General features: G+C 31.8%; 17 protein-coding genes. 14 read left to right on the top strand and 3 right to left on the bottom strand.

All coding sequences use genetic code 11. From position 1 onward, the window contains the following. From ACHRVZ_RS01355 to ACHRVZ_RS01320, 8 genes are all read left to right on the top strand, one after another. Nucleotides 1–1224, top strand: a complete 1224-nt coding sequence (locus ACHRVZ_RS01355; RefSeq protein ID WP_395420269.1) for a helix-turn-helix domain-containing protein — start codon at nt 1–3, stop codon at nt 1222–1224. A 212-nt stretch (nt 1225–1436) separates the two neighbouring features. Then, nucleotides 1437–2861, top strand: coding sequence for an amino acid permease (locus tag ACHRVZ_RS01350; RefSeq protein ID WP_395420268.1), 1425 nt, complete (start codon nt 1437–1439; stop codon nt 2859–2861). Between the two features lie 252 nt (nt 2862–3113). Next, entirely contained in the window at nt 3114–3812 is a 699-nt protein-coding gene (locus ACHRVZ_RS01345) for a DUF1826 domain-containing protein (protein ID WP_395420266.1), read from the top strand. Between the two features lie 303 nt (nt 3813–4115). Continuing rightward, complete coding sequence (locus ACHRVZ_RS01340; protein WP_395420264.1) at nt 4116–5081, top strand: hypothetical protein; 966 nt, start codon at nt 4116–4118, stop codon at nt 5079–5081. Nucleotides 5082–5099: 18 nt separating this feature from the next. Next, entirely contained in the window at nt 5100–5360 is a 261-nt protein-coding gene (locus ACHRVZ_RS01335) for a DUF6602 domain-containing protein (protein WP_395420263.1), read from the top strand. A gap of 62 nt (nt 5361–5422) precedes the next feature. Then, entirely contained in the window at nt 5423–5719 is a 297-nt protein-coding gene (locus ACHRVZ_RS01330) for a hypothetical protein (RefSeq protein WP_395420262.1), read from the top strand. Then, entirely contained in the window at nt 5700–5885 is a 186-nt protein-coding gene (locus ACHRVZ_RS01325) for a hypothetical protein (protein ID WP_395420261.1), read from the top strand. Before ACHRVZ_RS01330 ends, ACHRVZ_RS01325 begins: the two co-directional genes overlap by 20 nt. Nucleotides 5886–5968: 83 nt before the next feature. Continuing rightward, on the top strand, nt 5969–6646 hold the full coding sequence (locus ACHRVZ_RS01320) for a hypothetical protein (RefSeq protein WP_395420260.1): 678 nt from the start codon (nt 5969–5971) through the stop codon (nt 6644–6646). A 137-nt stretch (nt 6647–6783) separates the two neighbouring features. Here the strand turns inward: ACHRVZ_RS01320 and ACHRVZ_RS01315 are convergent, their stop codons facing one another. Beyond that, nucleotides 6784–7188 carry a helix-turn-helix domain-containing protein gene (locus ACHRVZ_RS01315; protein ID WP_395420259.1) on the bottom strand — a complete coding sequence of 135 codons (405 nt, stop codon included), beginning with the start codon at nt 7186–7188 and terminating at the stop codon, nt 6784–6786. Nucleotides 7189–7370: 182 nt separating this feature from the next. Between ACHRVZ_RS01315 and ACHRVZ_RS01310 the strand changes: the two genes are divergently transcribed. After that, nucleotides 7371–7931 (top strand): hypothetical protein, encoded by a 561-nt coding sequence (locus tag ACHRVZ_RS01310; RefSeq protein WP_395420258.1) that lies wholly within the window; start codon nt 7371–7373, stop codon nt 7929–7931. Nucleotides 7932–8127: 196 nt separating this feature from the next. Here ACHRVZ_RS01310 and ACHRVZ_RS01305 read toward each other — a convergent pair whose 3' ends face one another. Continuing rightward, nucleotides 8128–9225 (bottom strand): amidohydrolase family protein, encoded by a 1098-nt coding sequence (locus ACHRVZ_RS01305; RefSeq protein WP_395420257.1) that lies wholly within the window; start codon nt 9223–9225, stop codon nt 8128–8130. A gap of 415 nt (nt 9226–9640) precedes the next feature. Here ACHRVZ_RS01305 and ACHRVZ_RS01300 point away from each other — a divergent pair, with 415 nt between their 5' ends. Beyond that, complete coding sequence (locus ACHRVZ_RS01300; protein ID WP_395420256.1) at nt 9641–10126, top strand: alpha/beta hydrolase; 486 nt, start codon at nt 9641–9643, stop codon at nt 10124–10126. A gap of 914 nt (nt 10127–11040) precedes the next feature. On the opposite strand, the gene ACHRVZ_RS01295 is transcribed toward ACHRVZ_RS01300, so the two are convergent. Next, nucleotides 11041–12084 (bottom strand): helix-turn-helix domain-containing protein, encoded by a 1044-nt coding sequence (locus tag ACHRVZ_RS01295; protein WP_395420255.1) that lies wholly within the window; start codon nt 12082–12084, stop codon nt 11041–11043. Between the two features lie 1321 nt (nt 12085–13405). On the opposite strand from ACHRVZ_RS01295, the gene ACHRVZ_RS01290 reads away from it, so the two are divergent. From ACHRVZ_RS01290 to ACHRVZ_RS01275, 4 genes are all read left to right on the top strand, one after another. Next, a complete protein-coding gene (locus tag ACHRVZ_RS01290; protein WP_395420254.1) occupies nt 13406–13582 on the top strand; it encodes a hypothetical protein in 177 nt (58 codons plus the stop codon). A gap of 114 nt (nt 13583–13696) precedes the next feature. After that, nucleotides 13697–14233 (top strand): hypothetical protein, encoded by a 537-nt coding sequence (locus ACHRVZ_RS01285; protein WP_395420253.1) that lies wholly within the window; start codon nt 13697–13699, stop codon nt 14231–14233. A 17-nt stretch (nt 14234–14250) separates the two neighbouring features. Next, nucleotides 14251–15537 carry a YfaP family protein gene (locus tag ACHRVZ_RS01280; protein ID WP_395420252.1) on the top strand — a complete coding sequence of 429 codons (1287 nt, stop codon included), beginning with the start codon at nt 14251–14253 and terminating at the stop codon, nt 15535–15537. A 1041-nt stretch (nt 15538–16578) separates the two neighbouring features. Then, a complete protein-coding gene (locus tag ACHRVZ_RS01275; protein WP_395420251.1) occupies nt 16579–18939 on the top strand; it encodes an arylsulfatase in 2361 nt (786 codons plus the stop codon). Nucleotides 18940–19012: the final 73 nt, after the last annotated feature.

The following is a 19012-nucleotide window of genomic DNA, read 5'->3' as shown; positions in this document are numbered from 1 at the left end:
ATGAAATATATTATTGCCATTGGGATATTTCAGGCTCTGTTAGCTGTTGTATTACTATTAAGAAGCAGGTTCCGAAAGAATGCAGATGATTTATTAATCTCTTTAGTAGTATGCATAGGACTGCATCTTTCGATTAAATTTTTCATTTTTACTTTTGTAGAAGATCAGCAGGTGCTTACAATGATGAATACCTTTATTGGGTTTTGTTATATTCCTTTGTTGTATCTCTATACCTTAAAAACGATTCGTCCTGAATTTGTCAGCGCTTCAAAATGGTATCTTTTTATTCCGTTTATTATTGGCGCAATTGGTTATTTTTCTACGGTGTGCGTATTGACTGTGACTTCACCAAAAGCTTATTTGGTTTTATATTGGTACAATACCATCAGTTTATATACACTTCTTCCGTTGGATATCATTTTTTCTTGTGGCATTATTTTTCTTGCGATAAATAAATTGCCTAGAAACTCTCAGGAGAAAAAATTAATCGTACAGCTGGCGTTGCTTTTTTTATGTATTGGAATATTAGGTGTTTTATTTACAATCTTCAGCGCTGTTACTTTCTCTTTAAATTATCTGAGTAGGTCTATAATTTATGCACTGCTTATTGTAATTACTATTAGAATTATTACCTATAAATATGGGGCATTGACAGATACTGGTTCAACCGGTATAAATAATGAAATGTTTTTGGCAGCTTCAAATTATAGTGTAGATTCAGAAATAAATGATGAAATGAATTCCGTTGCGGTAAATAATTTTTTACCAGATACTGCAGTTGAAAATGTTATAATTGAAGAAAAGGAAACGCAACAAGGACAGAAGCGAAAAGAAATATTAAGTCAGAGCGAAATGTTTAAGATATTGCTAAAGCTCGAAAACGCTATGGAAAATGAGCATTATTATATGCAGAGCGAATTAACACTCGATAAACTGGCAAATCTTACTGGTCTTAACAAATATCATATAAGTGAAACATTAAACCATTTCATTAATAAGCCATTTTATACTTTTGTTAATCAGTACAGAATCGCTTATGTAAAAGAGAAATTAAAAAGTTTGTCTGAACAAAACTATAGCATTAATATTCTTGAGTTGGCTTATGAAGCTGGTTTTAATTCTAAATCTTCATTTAATAGATATTTCAAAGAGATTACTGCTTACACTCCCAGAGAGTATCTGAACTCGATTTCTGTGGCAGTCTTAGATGGAAAAAGCGAATAAATCAACTATTCTTTTTCGGTCTAAAGTGATCATCAGGTTTGATCCTGAATCTTATCTTAAGCTAATAGGGACGGCCTTTCGAAAACCATTCAAGTAAAGAGGCACTTAATTGGAGTTTTAGCATAGTGCACGCTTTGTGCGATTCCTTTTTTAACTTATCTTCGCGGTTTATACATATGTGAGTACATTTTACTCATTTAAAAATCTAATTTGTGAAAGAAAAACAGGAAGATGTACAAGAGAATCAGCTCAAACGTGGGCTGACGAACCGTCACATTCAGTTAATTGCTTTAGGCGGATCAATAGGAACAGGTCTTTTTCTTGGTATTGGTCCAGCGGCTGTATTAGCAGGGCCATCGGTTATTTTAGGATATGCTGTTGCCGGAATTATCGCTTTTTTTATAATGAGACAATTGGGCGAAATGGTTGTCGAAGAGCCTGTATCAGGAAGTTTTAGTCACTTTGCCTATAAGTATTGCGGTTCTTTTGCAGGTTTTGCATCAGGTTGGAATTATTGGATTTTATATATTTTAGTTAGTATGGCTGAACTTACAGCCATTGGTGTTTATGTACAGTTTTGGTGGCCCGAAATTCCGCTGTGGGCATCCAGTTTATTTTTCTTCCTGGTTATTAATGCCTTAAATTTTGCCTCTGTAAAAGTATACGGAGAAACTGAATTTTGGTTTTCAATCATAAAAGTTGTCGCAATTATTGCCATGATCCTTTTTGGTACTTATTTGCTCATAAGCGGAACAGGAGGGGAACACGCTACAATTCATAATTTATATAACGACGGAGGCTTTTTTCCAAAAGGTTTCTTTGAAAAAGGCACAGATGGTAATTTTCAAGGTTTATTATCTGCAATGGCTTTAATTATGTTCTCTTTTGGAGGTTTAGAACTCATTGGAATTACCGCTGCTGAAGCAGAAAATCCGGAAAAAAACATTCCAAAAGCAACCAATCAGGTAATTTATAGAATCCTTATATTTTATGTTGGTGCGTTGGTCATTTTATTTGCTTTGTCGCCTTGGCAACAAATTACGACAGATAGCAGTCCGTTTGTAATGGTTTTTCAAAATTTAAACGGAATGGAATTTGAGCTTTTTGGCAACAAAATATATTTTACACGCCTTATTGCGAATGTGCTTAATTTAATTGTATTAACCGCTGCTTTATCAGTGTACAATAGCAGCGTATACAGCAACTCACGTATGCTGTATGGTTTAGCAGATCAAGGCAATGCTCCAAAGTTTTTAATGAAGCTCAACAAACAATCGGTGCCAATTAATGCTATTTTAATATCGTCATGTTTTGCAGCGATCTGTATTTTAATCAATAAAGTAATTCCAAAAGAGGCATTTAGTATTTTAATGTCTTTAGTAGTGTCTACTTTAATCATTAATTGGGTTATGATTTCGTATACGCATCTAAAATTTAGACTTTCGAAAGACAAGGAAAACACAAAAACGAAGTTTCCATCCTTATTTTATCCGGTAAGTAATTATATCTGTTTTGTATTTTTATTGGGTATTTTATGCATCATGTGGATGACAAATATGAAGTTATCCGTAGAATTAATTCCTATTTGGTTGGGGATTCTTTTTGTATGTTATAAAGTTTTTAAAACCAAAAAATAAGCAGCTTTTACTGCATTATTCTATTATATAACTGGTTGGGATAATTTTAAAATATTATTTTAAACACATAGAAACATAGTTATTTCTTTATCTAAAAAAAGTAAACAAAAAGAAACTAGTTTCTAACACATAGTGGTCCCGAAGTTTCGGGATGTATTAATGCAAATGAAATACCTTTTAGCGGTAGCAAAATTTATGTTTCTATGTGTTTAAAAATAATTACACCAATTGGTTATTAAATAATACGATACCATGAGCAATATATTTTCCCAAAATAGCCAAATAGGAGTAGTGTCTACTTTCTCTGATCTTGTACATACCAATTTTACAGGAGAAATGAACGCGTTATGCTGGTACAGAAATTTGGATGGCGATTTTAATGAGATTGTTGCCCAATTGTCTTTAGAAGAAAATATAACCGAAGTTCATCCTGAAGATCTAATCGCGCTCCAACTCTCCGAAAAAGGGAATATAGCAAGGGAAATAATCTTAAATGATTTACAATTATTAGCCGATTTTGGCGCTTCGCCCTCTCTAAATTTACTAAAATGTTATGAACGCGATGACGAATTCGATTTTATATCGACCGATGTATATTCGTTTCATGTTGATCGTTCGCCCATTGCAACAGATACTTTTTTATGTACCTATCACGGAGCGGCAAGTGACATTGTTTCTAATGCACAAGCAGAACAAAAAATCCTGATTCCGGAAATAAGAGCAAAACTTAAAGAGCTGCATGATGGAACAGAAGAAGAATTTGAAGACTTTTTAAAAGAAAATTATTTTGATCTGCATTATCAATTACATCAAGATGCCGAACCTATTAATTTAGGATTAGGTCATCTTTGGCGTCTGGCGGTAGATCATCCAAAACAACAAGTGCTGCCTTGTATTCATAGAGCACCAGTAGAAAATGAAGGTGAATATAGGTTGTTGTTGATTTGTTGAGGGAATCTTTTTATTTTAAATCCAATCGCTCGGATATGCGCAACGATAGCGCGGAAATTCTTTCCGTGCCCGTTCCTAATTATTAATAGAAACTGGATTTTCTTTTTTTAAATCTGTTAAGATATACTTTGCGGGCACGGATTACAAATCCGCGCTATCGGGTTTTGTACCAGTAGTATTGATCAGATGAACAAAAATAATTTTGAATTTATGGGAAACCGTAATCTATGTCAATTTTTTTTGTGTAGTATTGTAAAACCCGAGATAGTTCCAGAATTTTAGATGTCATTTTAAAAAAAACTTATGAGAAAAGCATTGATTGGATTCAGTAGTCCAACCGCATATTTTTACGATCACGATCGTCAATATTTTAATGAACAGTGGAGATGGAATCCAATATTAGAATCTCCGCAAGGACTATTAACACTTTATGATGAACTTTGGTTTGTAAGCCGAGCTCTATGCCCAGCTAATCTTCGCAATACAACTTATGTTAAATTTCTCGATGAAGATTCTAGTTACCAATCGATAATTCAACCAATTTTATATGACTTTACTAATAAGAAATTTGATGAGTTTGTAAAACACTACCCTTATTTAAATGAGATAATGGACACATCTAATTCTTTTATTACTACTGAGGAAATTTCTGATTATAATCATATAGTTAGGCAAGTGTACGGGAAAAAACCAGGAGACGGTTTACCTTTAGATAATCATAGTCACAATATCAAAATATTTGGAAAAGATATTTCTGGTAATTCTTTCAGAATCGATTTATTAGCTCTAGATAATGTAATTTGCGACTATCTATCAGTTTCAAATTTAGAACTAATAACAAATAGATTTAATAGTGGGTACATAAAACCAAAATATAACGCTTTAAATCAAATTATAACATCACAGGCTATAACCGTAAAAAGAATACCTGTATTACAAACCCCAAGTGGTCCTATAATAAATAATATTGAAAAAATTCGAGAGAATAATTACTTAGTAGATTTTCGTAACAAAATTTTATCAAATTCTAAAATAGAAGAAGCGCAGGAATTAATACCAAAAATAGAAGCAGAATTTAATAATTACAGAAATCAACTTCTAATTGACAAACACCGAGATGCAACTTTAGCAACTAGTTTATCAAATACTATTCTTACAGTTGTTAAAGATTCTGTTTTTTCAGGATTGAGTGTAATTCAAGAAATAGGAGAAAAGCGAAATACAAGAACAATGGATTGGACGGCATTTGTATCTACAATTGAAAATTAACTAATCCTAGTTATTAAAATGGAAAATTATTTCTTTTTATTAAGTCAAGAATTTGACCTTCGAATTAAACAGGTAAAAGAGTTTATTAAAAACCATAACCCAAGTTTAGGTGCAATTAATGAAGAAATTTTACGTAAATTTTTAAAAGACCATTTGCCGAAATGGGTTGAAGTTGCTCAAGGATTTATCCTATCGAAAGATAGAACTTTGTCTACGCAATGTGACATTATAATTTATAACTCTCATTTTATGCGCCTCTATATAAAGTTAATGATTTAGTGATAGTTTCACCAGAATTAGTAATTCACATCATTGAAGTAAAGACAAAAATTAACCAAAAAATGCTATATGAACAATTTCCTAAATTTAAAGCAATAAAAACGATTTGCCCAAATGCCGATACAAGCATATTCATATTTTACCCACCAAAATGGAAAAAAATAATTGAATATATAGATAAATTCAAATTCTTAGATTATTCAGATGCTGAAGTACTAGACAAAGTTTACGGATTTAATAATTATTGTTTATCGAAAGAAAATATAATGAATGAGAATAAAAGAGGTGTGGGTTTTATGTGTATGCAGTATTTTAATGAAAATAATCAAAGTACTTTATTTGAACATTTTTTTTTATGATATTTATAGAAGAATTGAAAGCCGAATTAATGATGATTTAAAGGTTGGAATTGATAAAGTTTGGCACCTAAAAGAAGATACTTTGGAGCCACATGGTAGACTTGGTTATTCAAAATCGGGAATCTCCAGCATGGAGTTTGGGAACATCATTATTGAAAAAGATTAAAAAAATAATCGCTAACAGCTACAACAATGTATTTGAGTAATCTTATGTCAATCCAGAATTTAATAAATTTTAATCTGAAATAAATGTCAAAAATATTTTCATATATAATATTCGTAATATCTATATTATTTTTAATAATAATAATTTTCCTTATCAAAGAAAGTGAATTTAGTACAACAACTATAAAGGATATAGCCGTTATTTCATGTTCCTTTTCTACTCTAATTTTAGCAGTTTTATTGTACGATAGATTTGATTATAGAAAAGTCATATTTCAAAGAAAATTAGAAGTTGTACTTAAACTATTAGTTGATTTAAAATCGTTTACTTTTTACGCAAATTATACTAATTCAGATTATAACTATAATGTAGGATTTGATATAGAACGACTTTCGTTAAAGAAGCAGCTCAACTCTAATCATTTAGAGAAGATAATTAGTTTCAATGATAATTATCACAAACGGCTCTATGAGAAAATTAGTTCCTATATTACTAATCCATTTTTGCCAAAAAAAATTGGAGAAAGTTTACAATTTTTATATATGCGAAATAATCATTCTATAAATCATATTGCAGATTTTGAAGTAATTAGACTATTTTTCAATGATGAATTGCCAATTAATTTAGATACCTCATGGTATATAGAATCCTCAAATACAATTACTTTAAAAAGCTACCTTCAAAATTATATTACATGTTTAGATATTATTGAAAATTGGATCAACGAACATTCTAATATTAAAGCTGATTTAAATATATAAGAATTGCCGCTTCCCTTACCGAACGGTTATTACGGAAAACTATGAAAGTGTTTCCTGACTTGACATTTATAATACTTTCAAAACAAAAAAGAGACTCTAAAAGTCTCTTTTTTTGAATAATATATCTTTATAAATAATCACTTATTGATCAATTTCTCAAGTCTAATCATCATTTCATCTTTCTCCTTCAACATACGCTCATACAACGTAATTTTTTCTTCGTGAAGTTTTAAAATTTCTTGTAATGGATTAACATTATAAGTGCCACCAGAATTACCGATGAATGCTTCATCGTGAAAAGTATTAGAAATAATATTTATCGCTTGTTCCTCATCAAAATTCTGAAAAGCTTCAACCGGAATTTTTAATACTGCTGAAATTTGTTTCAACAGATTGTCTTCAATTACATCTTTCTGCTCCAGCATAGAAATTTTCTTCTGGTTCCAGTCTTCTCCCAGATCATAAGCTAATGCTTCCTGCTTTATGTTAAGCATTTCTCTGAAACGTTTTACGTTTCTTCCCTGATGTATTTTCTGTTCCATAATGAATATTAATTTTCTAAAGGCTCAAAGATAAAGCCATTCCGGTTAAAAATCCTGAATTTCAAAGATAAAAAAATATCTCATTAAAGAGCTTTTTTTGTCAGAATATTATAGCTGCTTTTCGAATAGATTATCCTTTTGAAAGAGTGGAATTTCGCTTGAGAATTTTAAATCTATTGACTATGAAAAAGAATAAAATATCCTTCGAAACGAGCTTTTGGCCAGGATGTGTAGCAGGAAATCCATTTAAGGTAATCGATGCCTTTTTTGCCTTTGCAGATCTGGATTATTATAAACAGAATTTAACCGAAGCGGTAATGTGCAGCTATAAGAAAAAAGTCTACGAAGCGAACAATCCTTCTAATGCTTTTGTTTTTTATACTGCTATAAATACTTTTCTTAAAGTGTGTTACTGCCTGCAGGAGAAAAGCAAAAAATGGAAAGTTACAGCGTCTTTGTGCTCTGAAACTGTATTTCAGCTTTCTTCCCTGACAAAGGAAGAATACGAGAATCCTTTTATTGTATTTCAAAAAGCATTTGATGAAAAAACGCTGGAAGAATTTGAATCATTTCTATGTCAAATTTTGGAGCTTTCATTGTCTCCCCGTGCCGGAGATCCTTACTCTGACCTAACGACGCCTTATATTTATTTAATTAAAATGCTCGATGCATTAGAACTAATAAGAGAAAGAGGAGTTGAGAAAATCAAAAAAACGCATCAGCTTGTTTCTGTAACCGAATAAAATATCTCTTCTTGAAACTTTGTATTGACTAATGATTTAACCGCAAAGTTCGCTAAGATTTTTATACATATTGGATTTTATACAAAAGCAAAGTTCGCAAAGCTTTGTATTGATTTTAGCTTTGCGAACTTTGTGTTTTTAAACATATGCAGATAAAAAATCTTAGCGAACTTTGCGGTTAAACTTTATTTATCTGCTATTTGTCAAGTATATTTTTATAAACGATTCCATTTTTCACAATCAACAATAATGTTTTGTTATAGTCTTCTAGTATATTCAAATTTTCAATAGGATTTCCGTCTACTAATATAACGTCGGCATAAGCACCTTCTTCTATAACACCTAATTTGTTGGGGTAGGGATTACGTGGGCCGCTCATGGCAAGTAATTCTGCATTGGTAGAAGTAGCCATTTTTAATATTTCGTAAGGTTTGTACCAGCGCAATAACTTTACAAGATCTCCTGCTCTTTTTGCCGAATGCTCAGGTTCAAAGAGACAATCTGTTCCAAATGCAGTTTTAATGTTGTACTTTTTTGCAAAATTATAGGCTTTATCGGTACCGCTCATCATAGCTTGTTGTTTGATACGATTTGGTGAACCTTCGGCATAAAGACTTTTACCTTCGTCTATAAAAGGCTGCAGGCTTAGCCATGCCTTTTTATCGGCTAGCATTTTTGCTGTTGCGTCATCAATAAGTTGAGCATGATCTATACAAAGCACTCCTGCACGCAATGCAGTTTGTATGGCTCTAGGTGTATAGGCGTGAACAGTGACATAGGTACCCCAATTTTCTGCGGCATCGACAGCTGCTTTCATTTCTGCTTCTGTAAATTGAGAGACATCCAGAGGGTCGTAAGTTGAAGAAACACCACCACCGGCAGCTAGTTTTATTTGTGTGGCACCAAGGCGAAGCTGCTCTCGTACGCGTTTCAATACTTGATCTGCGCCATCAGCTATCACACCAAAATTATTACGTTCGGTAAAATCAAGGCTTGCTGCGATATCTCTTGGAACAGCATTTGGACTAAGGAAATCTCCATGCCCACCGGTTTGAGAAATCATGGCGCCTGAAGGATAAATACGTGGACCAATTATTAAACCTCTGTCTATCGCTTTTTGTAAACCAACCGCAGGACCGGCAAGATCTCTAAAAGTTGTAAAGCCCTGCATAAGATCTTTCTCTGCAGATTTTATAGCGCTTGCGGTAATGTATTCTATATCGCTGTTCATTAGCTCTGTAATGCTCATCGATTCCATCATGATATGTGTGTGTGCATCAATAAGCCCAGGCATCAAAAATTTTCCTTTACCATCAATAATAATAGTATTTCCGCTTTTATCAGTTGGTATTGGGGATGTAGAAATTTTGCTAATCAGATTATTAACAATCAAAAGATTTCCATTAGTTGTTTTTTCATCCTTACCATTAAAAATTTGAACATTGTTGATGAGGATTGTCTTTTGAGCCATCACATAAAATGAACTCAGTAAAATTGCCGCTGTAAATAATTTTCGTTTTATAGAACACATATTTCTAAGGTTGTTGAAGTTATAGTACTAATATAATAAATGTTGCATTAAGTTATTGATCTTTCCACGGGCATTTTTAGCTTGCGAGCGCTACGGGATAAATTACGCATTATTTTATGGAGGATTTAAAAGAGACTTGCGCACAATTGGTAGTGCGCGGCTTTGAGTGGCTTTAGTAATGTCGAAAGACTATAATGATTCTGTAACTCTGGAACAAAGAACCAAAACATTGGAGGCTTTAGGTGAACAGCGTTGGAAAGATGTCGAAAACGGAAAAGCAGCAGATGGCCCTAGAAATTTACCTGAAAAATTGAAAGGTGATGAACCACAATTTGTAAAAGAATATTTTGATTATTACAGAACGCCGCGTGGTTTTCAAGTTAATTCTGTGAACTCAAACGGGGCTTGGCTGATAACTAACCCTATCTCCTTTATGAATATGCCAATACTAACTTATGTAAAAGAAATTTCGCCAAGGCCAATTCTTTTAATCGCAGGAGAAAATGCACATTCAAGATATTTTAGTGAAGACATTTTTAAATTAGCAAATGAACCAAAAGAATTAATAATTATCCCAAATGCTGTTCACGTCGATTTGTATGACAAAGTAGATGTGATTCCTTTTGATAAGTTAAAAAGTTTCTTTAATGATAATTTGAAATAATATATTGGATGGTGATTTAATACAGTACATAAATTTAGCTCATTTGATAAGTATGGAAATACAGTTGATTTCCTGTCGATTAGACAAAAACAGAGAATGTATGCTCAGCCATTTTTAATAAGGGTAATTGCAAATAATTGCAAGCCAGATAGCATAAATATTGATAAAAGCGGCTCAAACATAAGTGCTGTTAGAGTTTATAACAAACGTAGGTTTTCTAAAATAGTAATTCGACAATTTTAATTATGTTTTAATAAAACAGCTGCTACAGAACCCCTTTGTAAGTCATTAATAAAGCAAAGAAGAGCCAGATATGACTCCTCTTTGTTTATTAAAATTTAGGCTTTTCTGTGGGGCAAAAAAGGCAATTTATCCGTTTTTATTACCAAGAGATATGAAATCTTATGATAAGAAAAATAGATTTTTTTATATCGGATACTTAGTTTAATAAGGGTTGAAAAAGTTTAAAAACAATAAAGTTTGCTTTTAGAGTTTTTATTGTTCTGCAATCAGTACTTATTATTTTTGTTCAGCGATTATAGATTGATAAAGTTTTTTTATTTTTTTGTAAGTTGTATTATCTGCCAAAAATAAACAGTGGATTTTCATCGTCTTCAAACATGGTCATAGGTTTAGTTTCGATTGGCAAGTCATATGTATATTTTGTGCTTGTTTTGTTATTAAATGGGATGCAAAATTAAATGAATATAAAACTGTCAAATGGTCAATTAGGACATATTTTAACAGCGGTACATAATTGTGGTATTAATAAAAAAAAAGCCACAATATATTGTGAATTTAAACTTGTAATACGTTTGTAATGAGTTGTGTATTGTTAAAATGCTAAAATATTTTAATTTAATTAGCAGATCAATTTTCAAAAAAAAATGAGTAAAAAAAATAGAAGAGAGGCGTTAACGAGCTTCTGAAGGCAGCTCACCAAATCGTTTTTTGTAGGAGGAAGCAAATCTGCTGGGAGAATCGTATCCGGTTATATTTGCAATTTCCTGTATGCTGATTTCAGGATTTGTAATTAATTGCTTTGCAAGCAACATGTTTTTTTCTTTATGGTATTTTAACATTGAAAAACCATAGACAATTTTAAAAATAGTCTTTAATTTTGTTGGAGAGCAATTAACTTCTTTGGCAATAAAATCAATTCCAACAAAAGCTAGATGTAAATTAGTTGAAATAATTTTTTCGGCTCTGGCGACCTTACTATAATCAGAATTGCTCAATGAAATGTTTTCTAAAATACGGTTATCTTCGAAAGAATTTTCAAAAAAAGTAACAATTAACTTCATGCTTTTTTTCTTTAAACAAGCAAGATCAAAATTGATATTATTTTTTATAGTTTCTGATAACTCTGCAGCCAGATCATTGCTGTTAGGAGTAATGTCTGTCCATCTGTAAAAGCCCCTTTTATTGTTTAAAAGCTGAAGAATTGCTTTTTTTTGTTTAATTGTTTTTGAAGATATTTTTTTCTTAAACCAGTCTTTTTTAAAAGCAAAACTAATGATCTTTCCATTGGTTTTGTTATAGAAATAATTAGGCACTTCGGTATTAGGCTTATTAAAAGACCAGGTAGTATTTGCTAGAGTAACCTTCGAATCTTTTACAAAAAATTCGTGTCGAAATATCGACAGATTAAGAAAATAATAGTCATTTACATTGTGTTGATCATAATTAGAAATGGCTACTATATTTTCCTTGATGTTCATGGAGGTTACCAAAATCCAAAAACCTTCATCAATTTGTTTATAGTATGTTTTTGATTTATAAAAAGAGCTGTTTATGGAGAAAAACTGCTTTATAATGTTATGCTTTGCTATTGGTAAATGCGTAAGGCCTTCTAGCATTTTCTCGGGAGAATTGTACAAATAAGGCAATTGAAAGAAATCATCTTTTAATAGAAAAAGATATTTATGAATATGTTTAGGCCAATTATCTAAATTCATGGGTAGAAAATTTTTAATGACTGTTTTTAAAAATCATCAGTAATTATTATAAAAAAATAATTAAAAGTAAAGTTGAAATTGGTACATATTAATATTTAAAAAACTTCGAAAAGAAACCTCTAAAATAAATACCAGCGAAAAAAAATATTTTGCAAAATTATGAATTACACTTTAAAATGAGTAGTACTATCTGATATTCCTTTTGCTAATATAGTTTCAACAGTACAAAAGCAATGAGCTATAGTAAAATAATAAAAAAAAGGAAGGTGTCAAATCGCACTCAGACAATATCATTGTATTTTTTCGTTTTGATCGCTGATCCCTTAAGAAAAAGGCAAAAAAAATCCCATTTCGTTAGAAATGGGATTTTAATTTTGTGACCCCAAACGGACAAATTCCGCATCATTTTATGGAAGATTTGAAGATATTGGCTTACTATTTGTAAGGTCTGTCTTTCATTGGCTTTACAAGTTTGGTTTAGATGTCCTGTTAGGGATTGATGTAAAAAAAATGTAAAAACTAAATTGGTTTATGTCAATAAACGGATATACAATTCTACAAAAAAATATTGAGGATTTGAAAAGAATGTTTTAAGTTAGGGGAGTATTGTCTTTGTTTGGCTCAATCAATTATTGTCTGGGATTTTAAAATAAATCTATTTGATTTTCGAAATTTTTTAACAAAATGATAATTTATTTGGTTAAATAAGTCTTCCTTAAATTTTGTAGCAAGAATTTCATAAATAGCAAAAATTTTTTAACATTAGTCTTAGCTTTTTGGGTTGGAAAAAGTATTAAGTCTATACTAATTGATTGTTGTTCGACTGGAGTTAAAAATTGGTTTATTTCTGTATTCCAGAGTTGAGTTGTTTAACTATTTGTAAAACAGGTATTTATACGTGCTTTTAGTATTTTTAAAAGTGCTACTTTTGAAATGTATAAAATTATCAATTTAAAGTATCCACCGTAAAAAATATCTAATCCTTTAATGTAATACTACAAAAAGACAGCTCTAAGTCTATACATAAAAAGGTAACTGCCTGATTGATATTTTAAGCCGCATCAAATTGTTATATTTTGGACAAGCTATCTTTTTTCATGCGATTTTTAACTGCCGATTTTTAAAGATCATAATATGTTGATTTATTCATCTGAATTGAAAATTACTATCTAATTAATAGTTCATTTCATTTTGAGAATAATTGTAAATTGATCTGTTTTTTTATTTAGATACATTGGTAATGCAACGTTCACACTGAGACAGCAACCAAAGCGCTTGAATGCACAGAATAAATAATTTTTGAACGCAAAAAACTGCAGACATGAAAAAGATAATTTTATTTTTTTTCTTGCTGTTGCACATCGAGACAGCATTTCCCCAAGTCTCAGCTTTTCAAAAGATAGCTATACCTGCTACAAATTTTGAATTATCTACTATTTACAAAATCAAAGTAATACCTTCATCTGTTCTGATTTTAATAGAGCTGCACCAGAAATAAATGCAAGAAACTTTGATTTTGTTCACTTGGATGAAAAATGTGTTACAATAGGTAACAACTCTCTAATTTCGCTACAAGAAGCAATCAACAGTAAAACTTAAAATGAACATAATTATGAAAAAATCAAAAATCACCCATGATTCTTTAAAAAAAACCTCAAGAAGGTTTCGTCTTTTACTTAGTGCATTTTTAATATTGTTCACTTTGTCTTGTTGTTCAGATAAAGATAATAATACGGATATTCAAGATAATCTTCCACCCGATCCAGGAGTGGCTGGTAAAGCTACGCTTGAAGGAATAGATAGCGACAAAGATGGCCTTCGGGATGACGTACAGAGGTATATCTACATGAACTTCAATAAAGAAGATGAAAGAAAAGTACTAATTAATCTTGCAAATAATATTCAAATTATGATTTTAAATTCCCAGGATAAGAATAGTGCTATTAATGCTGCTCAACAAATGTCATTGAATTTGGAATGTTTATACTATTTAAACTCAACAAATGCGTCTAAAGTAGTTGAAAATATCGAAGCTCTATCGGCTAATACAGAACTACGATTCGCAGCATATATGAAGGCTAATGAAAATCTATCTGGAGAAACTTTTCTTTCTAACGGAATAGATAATTTCAAAGATAGTTGCTTTTAACCTAAAATATTATAATTATGAAATCTTTCTCGAAATTTTCATGCACTGTAGTTTGTTTATTATTTTTAGTTACAACAATAGAAGCTCAATCAAATCAGTGTAATGATAAAGATATCAATATATACTTTGGAAACGGTATGAACAACACTTTTTTAGAAGCTGCGATGTCTACTATAGCTTTACAGGGAAAACTAATAAATCAATTACCTGCGGATTTGAAAATTCAGTATGGTCTTTCTTACAATAAGAAAGAAGGTCAAGTGAGCCAATTATTACAAGTTGCTCGTCAAAAAAATGTGGATGATTATTCTAAGTTATTTACATGGTTTTCCAGTGTAGACATTGCTCCACAATGGTTCCAAGATTGGATGAAAGAAACAGCAAGAAAATATGATGAAAAGGAATATGTTGTTGACAGTGATCTCCAACGTCATATCCAGAGATATAGCTCTGATCTAAAAGAAGGAAAGCCAGTTATAGTGGTTTCACACTCACAAGGAAATTTTTATGCAAATAGGGCATCAGGCATATTGAATTCGAAAAGCTTTAAAATTGTTGCTGTCGCAACACCATCTGGTTTTGTTGCAGGGAATGGTGACTACACGACACTAACAAATGACCGTATAATAAATATAGTTTCAGGATCGCTTCCAGCCAATACTACCAATAATAATTCATACGAATGGACTAATCACAACTTTGATAAAACTTATCTTAATGGTAATATTTCTGGTCCACAAATTATTAATAACATAAAAAATGCGGTTCAAAAAATAGAATTACCTAACAAAGAAGCAAAACAGGGTTTGATAACAGTAACTTTAGCATGGGGATCTGCACCTGATGTGGATTTACATGTTTTTGAACCCAATGGCACTCATGTATATTATGACAACCCTTTTGGTAGTTCTGGTTCTCTAGATGTTGATATTGTGACATCCTTCGGTCAAGAACATTATTATGTAAGTTGCGATTCAATTGCAATTGGAACTTATACGATTGGAGTTAATTATTATGAAGGTACAACTCCTGAGTTTGCCACGGTTCAGATAAAAGCCGGTAATCAGATACGATCATTTTCAAAAAGTTTGCCTAATGAACAGGGCGAGAAAGGTGATTCCAATCCCTATATTATTGCAAAAATCGAATACTTTTTAAATAAAGAAACAGATAAGTATGAATTTAATATTACGTCCGCTTCTTCTCTTAAGCAAGTAACTGTTAAAGTTAATGAATCAAATGTTTTATCACCAAAAAAATATAAAACTGATAAAATATTTTCAAATAAACTCCAAAAGCGGTAGCAAGCTCTCAATTTTTTAGCGCTGGGAAAGATAAATTCCTGACAAAAAAATTAAGAGCTTGCAATTAAAGTATTTTTCTAGAGTGGCGCAAAACTAAATCGGTACAAAAGAAAAATTTCCGTTTCGCGCCACTCTAGAAAAATAATAATCTTGAATAGGATTAAATCAATTTTTTGCCCAAGTCGAGTAACAATTAATAATCGTAAAATGAGAACGGATGATGAGATGATTAAACATTTTCCAAATGAGATAGCATTATTAGCCTTTGAATAGTAGTTGAAAACAATTTAGAGGAAAAATAAAACATAATTTCAGTTCTATTCTTTGTATTCAAATCTTGTTAAGTTATCAAATACTGCATTTTAAATTTAACTAATTTTTCACGAAAAGACATATTTTTTTATAGGTTGCTTCTTTATCTACTAAGGTTTAAAAAAAGCAAAACGAGTAAAAGTTACTTATTAATTGGGTATAAATAAAAAAAAAGGCGCCAATTGTCTTCAATTGGCGCCTTTTGGCTGCGTGACCCTTACTGAATAATTTGCAAACCATTTTATGCAGGAATTAAAGAAATTGGCTTATTTTCAGATTAATTGGTAGGATTATTTTAAAAATTACTCGTAAGCTGTAGTTTGTATATATAGTGAGGGTAAAATGTTAAAAGCGTTAAATTTAATTTATCCAGTCTTCTGGGATGTATTTTTCAGAGTAGCTTTTTATTTGATAATATAATTGTTAGTAATGCGAATTTAGCTCAATTAAGAAATGAAATTAATTAAATATTTTATAGAATTTCATATCATAATTATAGTGATGACATAAATGGGTATTTCCACCTCTTGGACTTATAATGGTAGTTTCTACTTGTTCTTTTGTTTTACCTTAAATGTGGGTAAGTTAAATAAATAGAAATATGTTTTTAATTAATCATGTTGCAAGTTGTAATATGGAACACACTTCTGATTGATAATTGAGTCAGGTAAAATAAAAGCAATAATTTTAAAAGATAAGATTTTATTTATAAATCATAAAATTTAAAATATGAATAATTTTAACTCAATTAAATTGATTCTTTTGTTATTAGGGATCTTTTCAGTACATGTCGTCTCAGCACAAGAAAAAGAAAAGACAGGAACTCCAGAGATACTACCACAACCTGATTTCCATTTTAATGGACATGTTGGCAGAACTTATCTGGATTCAGATCCTGCACAGTTTCCACAACCTACAAAAGCACCAAAAGGAGCTCCTAACATTGTGATAATCTTAATAGATGATGCAGGTTTTGGACAGTTTAGTACGTTTGGAGGAGGAGTACCATCTCCAACAATGGATAAGCTTGCGGCTGAAGGATTACGGTATAATCGTTTTCATACAACGGCTTTATGTAGCCCGACACGAGCATCATTGCTTACAGGTCGTAATCATCATTCGGCAGCATTTGCAGGAATTACTGAACTTGCCACAGGATACGAAGGGTATACCTGTATACTTCCAAAAAGTTGTGGTACAGTTGGAGAAGTATTACGTCAAAATGGATATGCAACTGCATGGATAGGAAAAAACCATAATACACCTACTTGGGAAACAAGTGATGTTGGTCCTTTTGACCATTGGGCTAACGGACTAGGTTTTGATTATTTCTATGGATTCAACGGAGGTGATATGAACCACTGGAATCCGGTTTTGTATGAAAATCGAAATCTTGTTCCAGCATCGACAGATCCTAATTATTATATGACAACTGATCTTACAGATAAGGCAATTTCATGGATGCAGAAAACCAAAAGTATAGCGCCTGATAAGCCTTTCTTTTTATATGTTGCGCCTGGTGCGACTCATGCTCCCCATCATGCTCCTAAAGAATGGATTGAAAAATTCAAAGGAAAGTTTGATATGGGATGGGATTTATATAGAGAACAAGCATTTGAGCGTCAAAAAAAACTAGGAGTAATTCCGGCAAATGCAAAACTGACTCCAAGACCGGAAAGCCTTCCAGCATGGGAATCACTTAATGCCGATCAAAAGCGTCTTTACTCTCATATGATGGAAGTTTTTGCAGCATATGGTTCCTTTGCAGATGATCAAATGGGACGAATTACTTCAGCTATTAGTAAACTTCCAGATGCAGACAATACGATAACTATATACATCGCAGGAGATAATGGAGCAAGTGCGGAAGGTGGTATTGAAGGATCTGTAAATGAAATGTTGTTTTTTAACGGACATCCTGAAAAATGGCAGGATAACCTAAAAGCAATTGATGAATTAGGTGGTCCTAAATATTTTAACCATTTCACATCGGCTTGGGCATGGGCAATGAATACACCTTTTCAATGGACAAAGCAAGTAGCGAGTCATTTTGGAGGAACTCGTAATCCAATGATTATCGATTGGCCTGCAAAAATTAAAGATAAGGGTGGATTAAGAAATCAGTTTACACATATAATTGATATTGCACCAACGATTTATGAAATGGTTGGAATTACTCCTCCTACTGAGCTTAATGGAATTCAACAAAAGCCGATTGAAGGAATCAGTTTTGCTTATACCTTTAATGATGCTAAAGCAAAGGAACGTCATACTACTCAATATTTTGAATTGGGTGTAAATAGAGGAATATATAGCAATGGTTGGATGGCTTCTGCTATATCATTCCCTCCATGGCAGGCAGAACGCGGAGAATTTAATCCTGATAAACAGAAATGGGAACTTTATAATATTGACGAAGATTTTACACAAGCTAATGATATAGCAAAACAAAATCCTGAAAAGCTTCGTCAAATGCAAGATTTATGGTGGATAGAAGCTTCTAAATATAATGTGCTACCTCTGGATTGGCGAGGCTCTAATCCAAGAATGAATGCAGAACTTATGGGAAGACCAAGTCTTATTGGTAAACGTAAATCGATGACTTATTACCCCGGTGTAAACGGATTACCAGATGCAGCTGCGCCTCCAATGCTTAATAAATCATGGACAATTATAGCTGAAGTTGAATTATTAGATTCTAATACAAGCGGAATAGTAATAACTCATGGAGGAATGCAAGGAGGTTATGGATTGTATTTAAAAGAGGGGAAACCTGTTTTTGTATATAATTATTTGGCTTTGGATCGTATATATTTTAACGCTAAAGAATCTTTACCAAAAGGAAAAACAAAAATTGTAGTCGATTTTGTTTATGATGGAGGAGGACTTGGAAAAGGAGGTAAAATAATAATGAGCGCCAATGGAAAAAAAATAGCCGAAGGACGACTGGAAAAAACAGTACCTGTACAATTCTCCATTGTAGAAGGATTGGATATAGGAAAAGATGGTGGGTCTCCAGTTGACTGGACTTACAAAATGCCGTTTGAGTTTACAGGTAAGATCGAAAAGGTAACTGTTGATTTGAAGTAAGCAGGATTTCCAAACCGTTCCATTTTATATGTTAAAACTTGTAAATAGTTAGAAAAAGACAAAAAAAAATCCC

Source organism: Flavobacterium sp. FlaQc-57, from assembly GCF_044007395.1.
In the GTDB taxonomy this organism is placed as follows: domain Bacteria; phylum Bacteroidota; class Bacteroidia; order Flavobacteriales; family Flavobacteriaceae; genus Flavobacterium.
The sequence above is the reverse complement of the archived record's forward strand: the minus strand, read 5'-3'. Positions and strand labels throughout refer to the sequence as shown.

Coding starts and splice junctions, on each gene's coding strand:
- ACHRVZ_RS01355 (WP_395420269.1), top strand. CDS start 1: ATGAAATATATTATTGCCATTGGGATATTTCAGGCTCTGTTAGCTGTT.
- ACHRVZ_RS01345 (WP_395420266.1), top strand. CDS start 3,114: ATGAGCAATATATTTTCCCAAAATAGCCAAATAGGAGTAGTGTCTACT.
- ACHRVZ_RS01340 (WP_395420264.1), top strand. CDS start 4,116: ATGAGAAAAGCATTGATTGGATTCAGTAGTCCAACCGCATATTTTTAC.
- ACHRVZ_RS01335 (WP_395420263.1), top strand. CDS start 5,100: ATGGAAAATTATTTCTTTTTATTAAGTCAAGAATTTGACCTTCGAATT.
- ACHRVZ_RS01330 (WP_395420262.1), top strand. CDS start 5,423: ATGCTATATGAACAATTTCCTAAATTTAAAGCAATAAAAACGATTTGC.
- ACHRVZ_RS01320 (WP_395420260.1), top strand. CDS start 5,969: ATGTCAAAAATATTTTCATATATAATATTCGTAATATCTATATTATTT.
- ACHRVZ_RS01315 (WP_395420259.1), bottom strand. CDS start 7,188: ATGGAACAGAAAATACATCAGGGAAGAAACGTAAAACGTTTCAGAGAA.
- ACHRVZ_RS01310 (WP_395420258.1), top strand. CDS start 7,371: ATGAAAAAGAATAAAATATCCTTCGAAACGAGCTTTTGGCCAGGATGT.
- ACHRVZ_RS01305 (WP_395420257.1), bottom strand. CDS start 9,225: ATGCCTGGGCTTATTGATGCACACACACATATCATGATGGAATCGATG.
- ACHRVZ_RS01300 (WP_395420256.1), top strand. CDS start 9,641: ATGTCGAAAGACTATAATGATTCTGTAACTCTGGAACAAAGAACCAAA.
- ACHRVZ_RS01295 (WP_395420255.1), bottom strand. CDS start 12,084: ATGAATTTAGATAATTGGCCTAAACATATTCATAAATATCTTTTTCTA.
- ACHRVZ_RS01290 (WP_395420254.1), top strand. CDS start 13,406: ATGAAAAAGATAATTTTATTTTTTTTCTTGCTGTTGCACATCGAGACA.
- ACHRVZ_RS01285 (WP_395420253.1), top strand. CDS start 13,697: ATGAAAAAATCAAAAATCACCCATGATTCTTTAAAAAAAACCTCAAGA.
- ACHRVZ_RS01280 (WP_395420252.1), top strand. CDS start 14,251: ATGAAATCTTTCTCGAAATTTTCATGCACTGTAGTTTGTTTATTATTT.
- ACHRVZ_RS01275 (WP_395420251.1), top strand. CDS start 16,579: ATGAATAATTTTAACTCAATTAAATTGATTCTTTTGTTATTAGGGATC.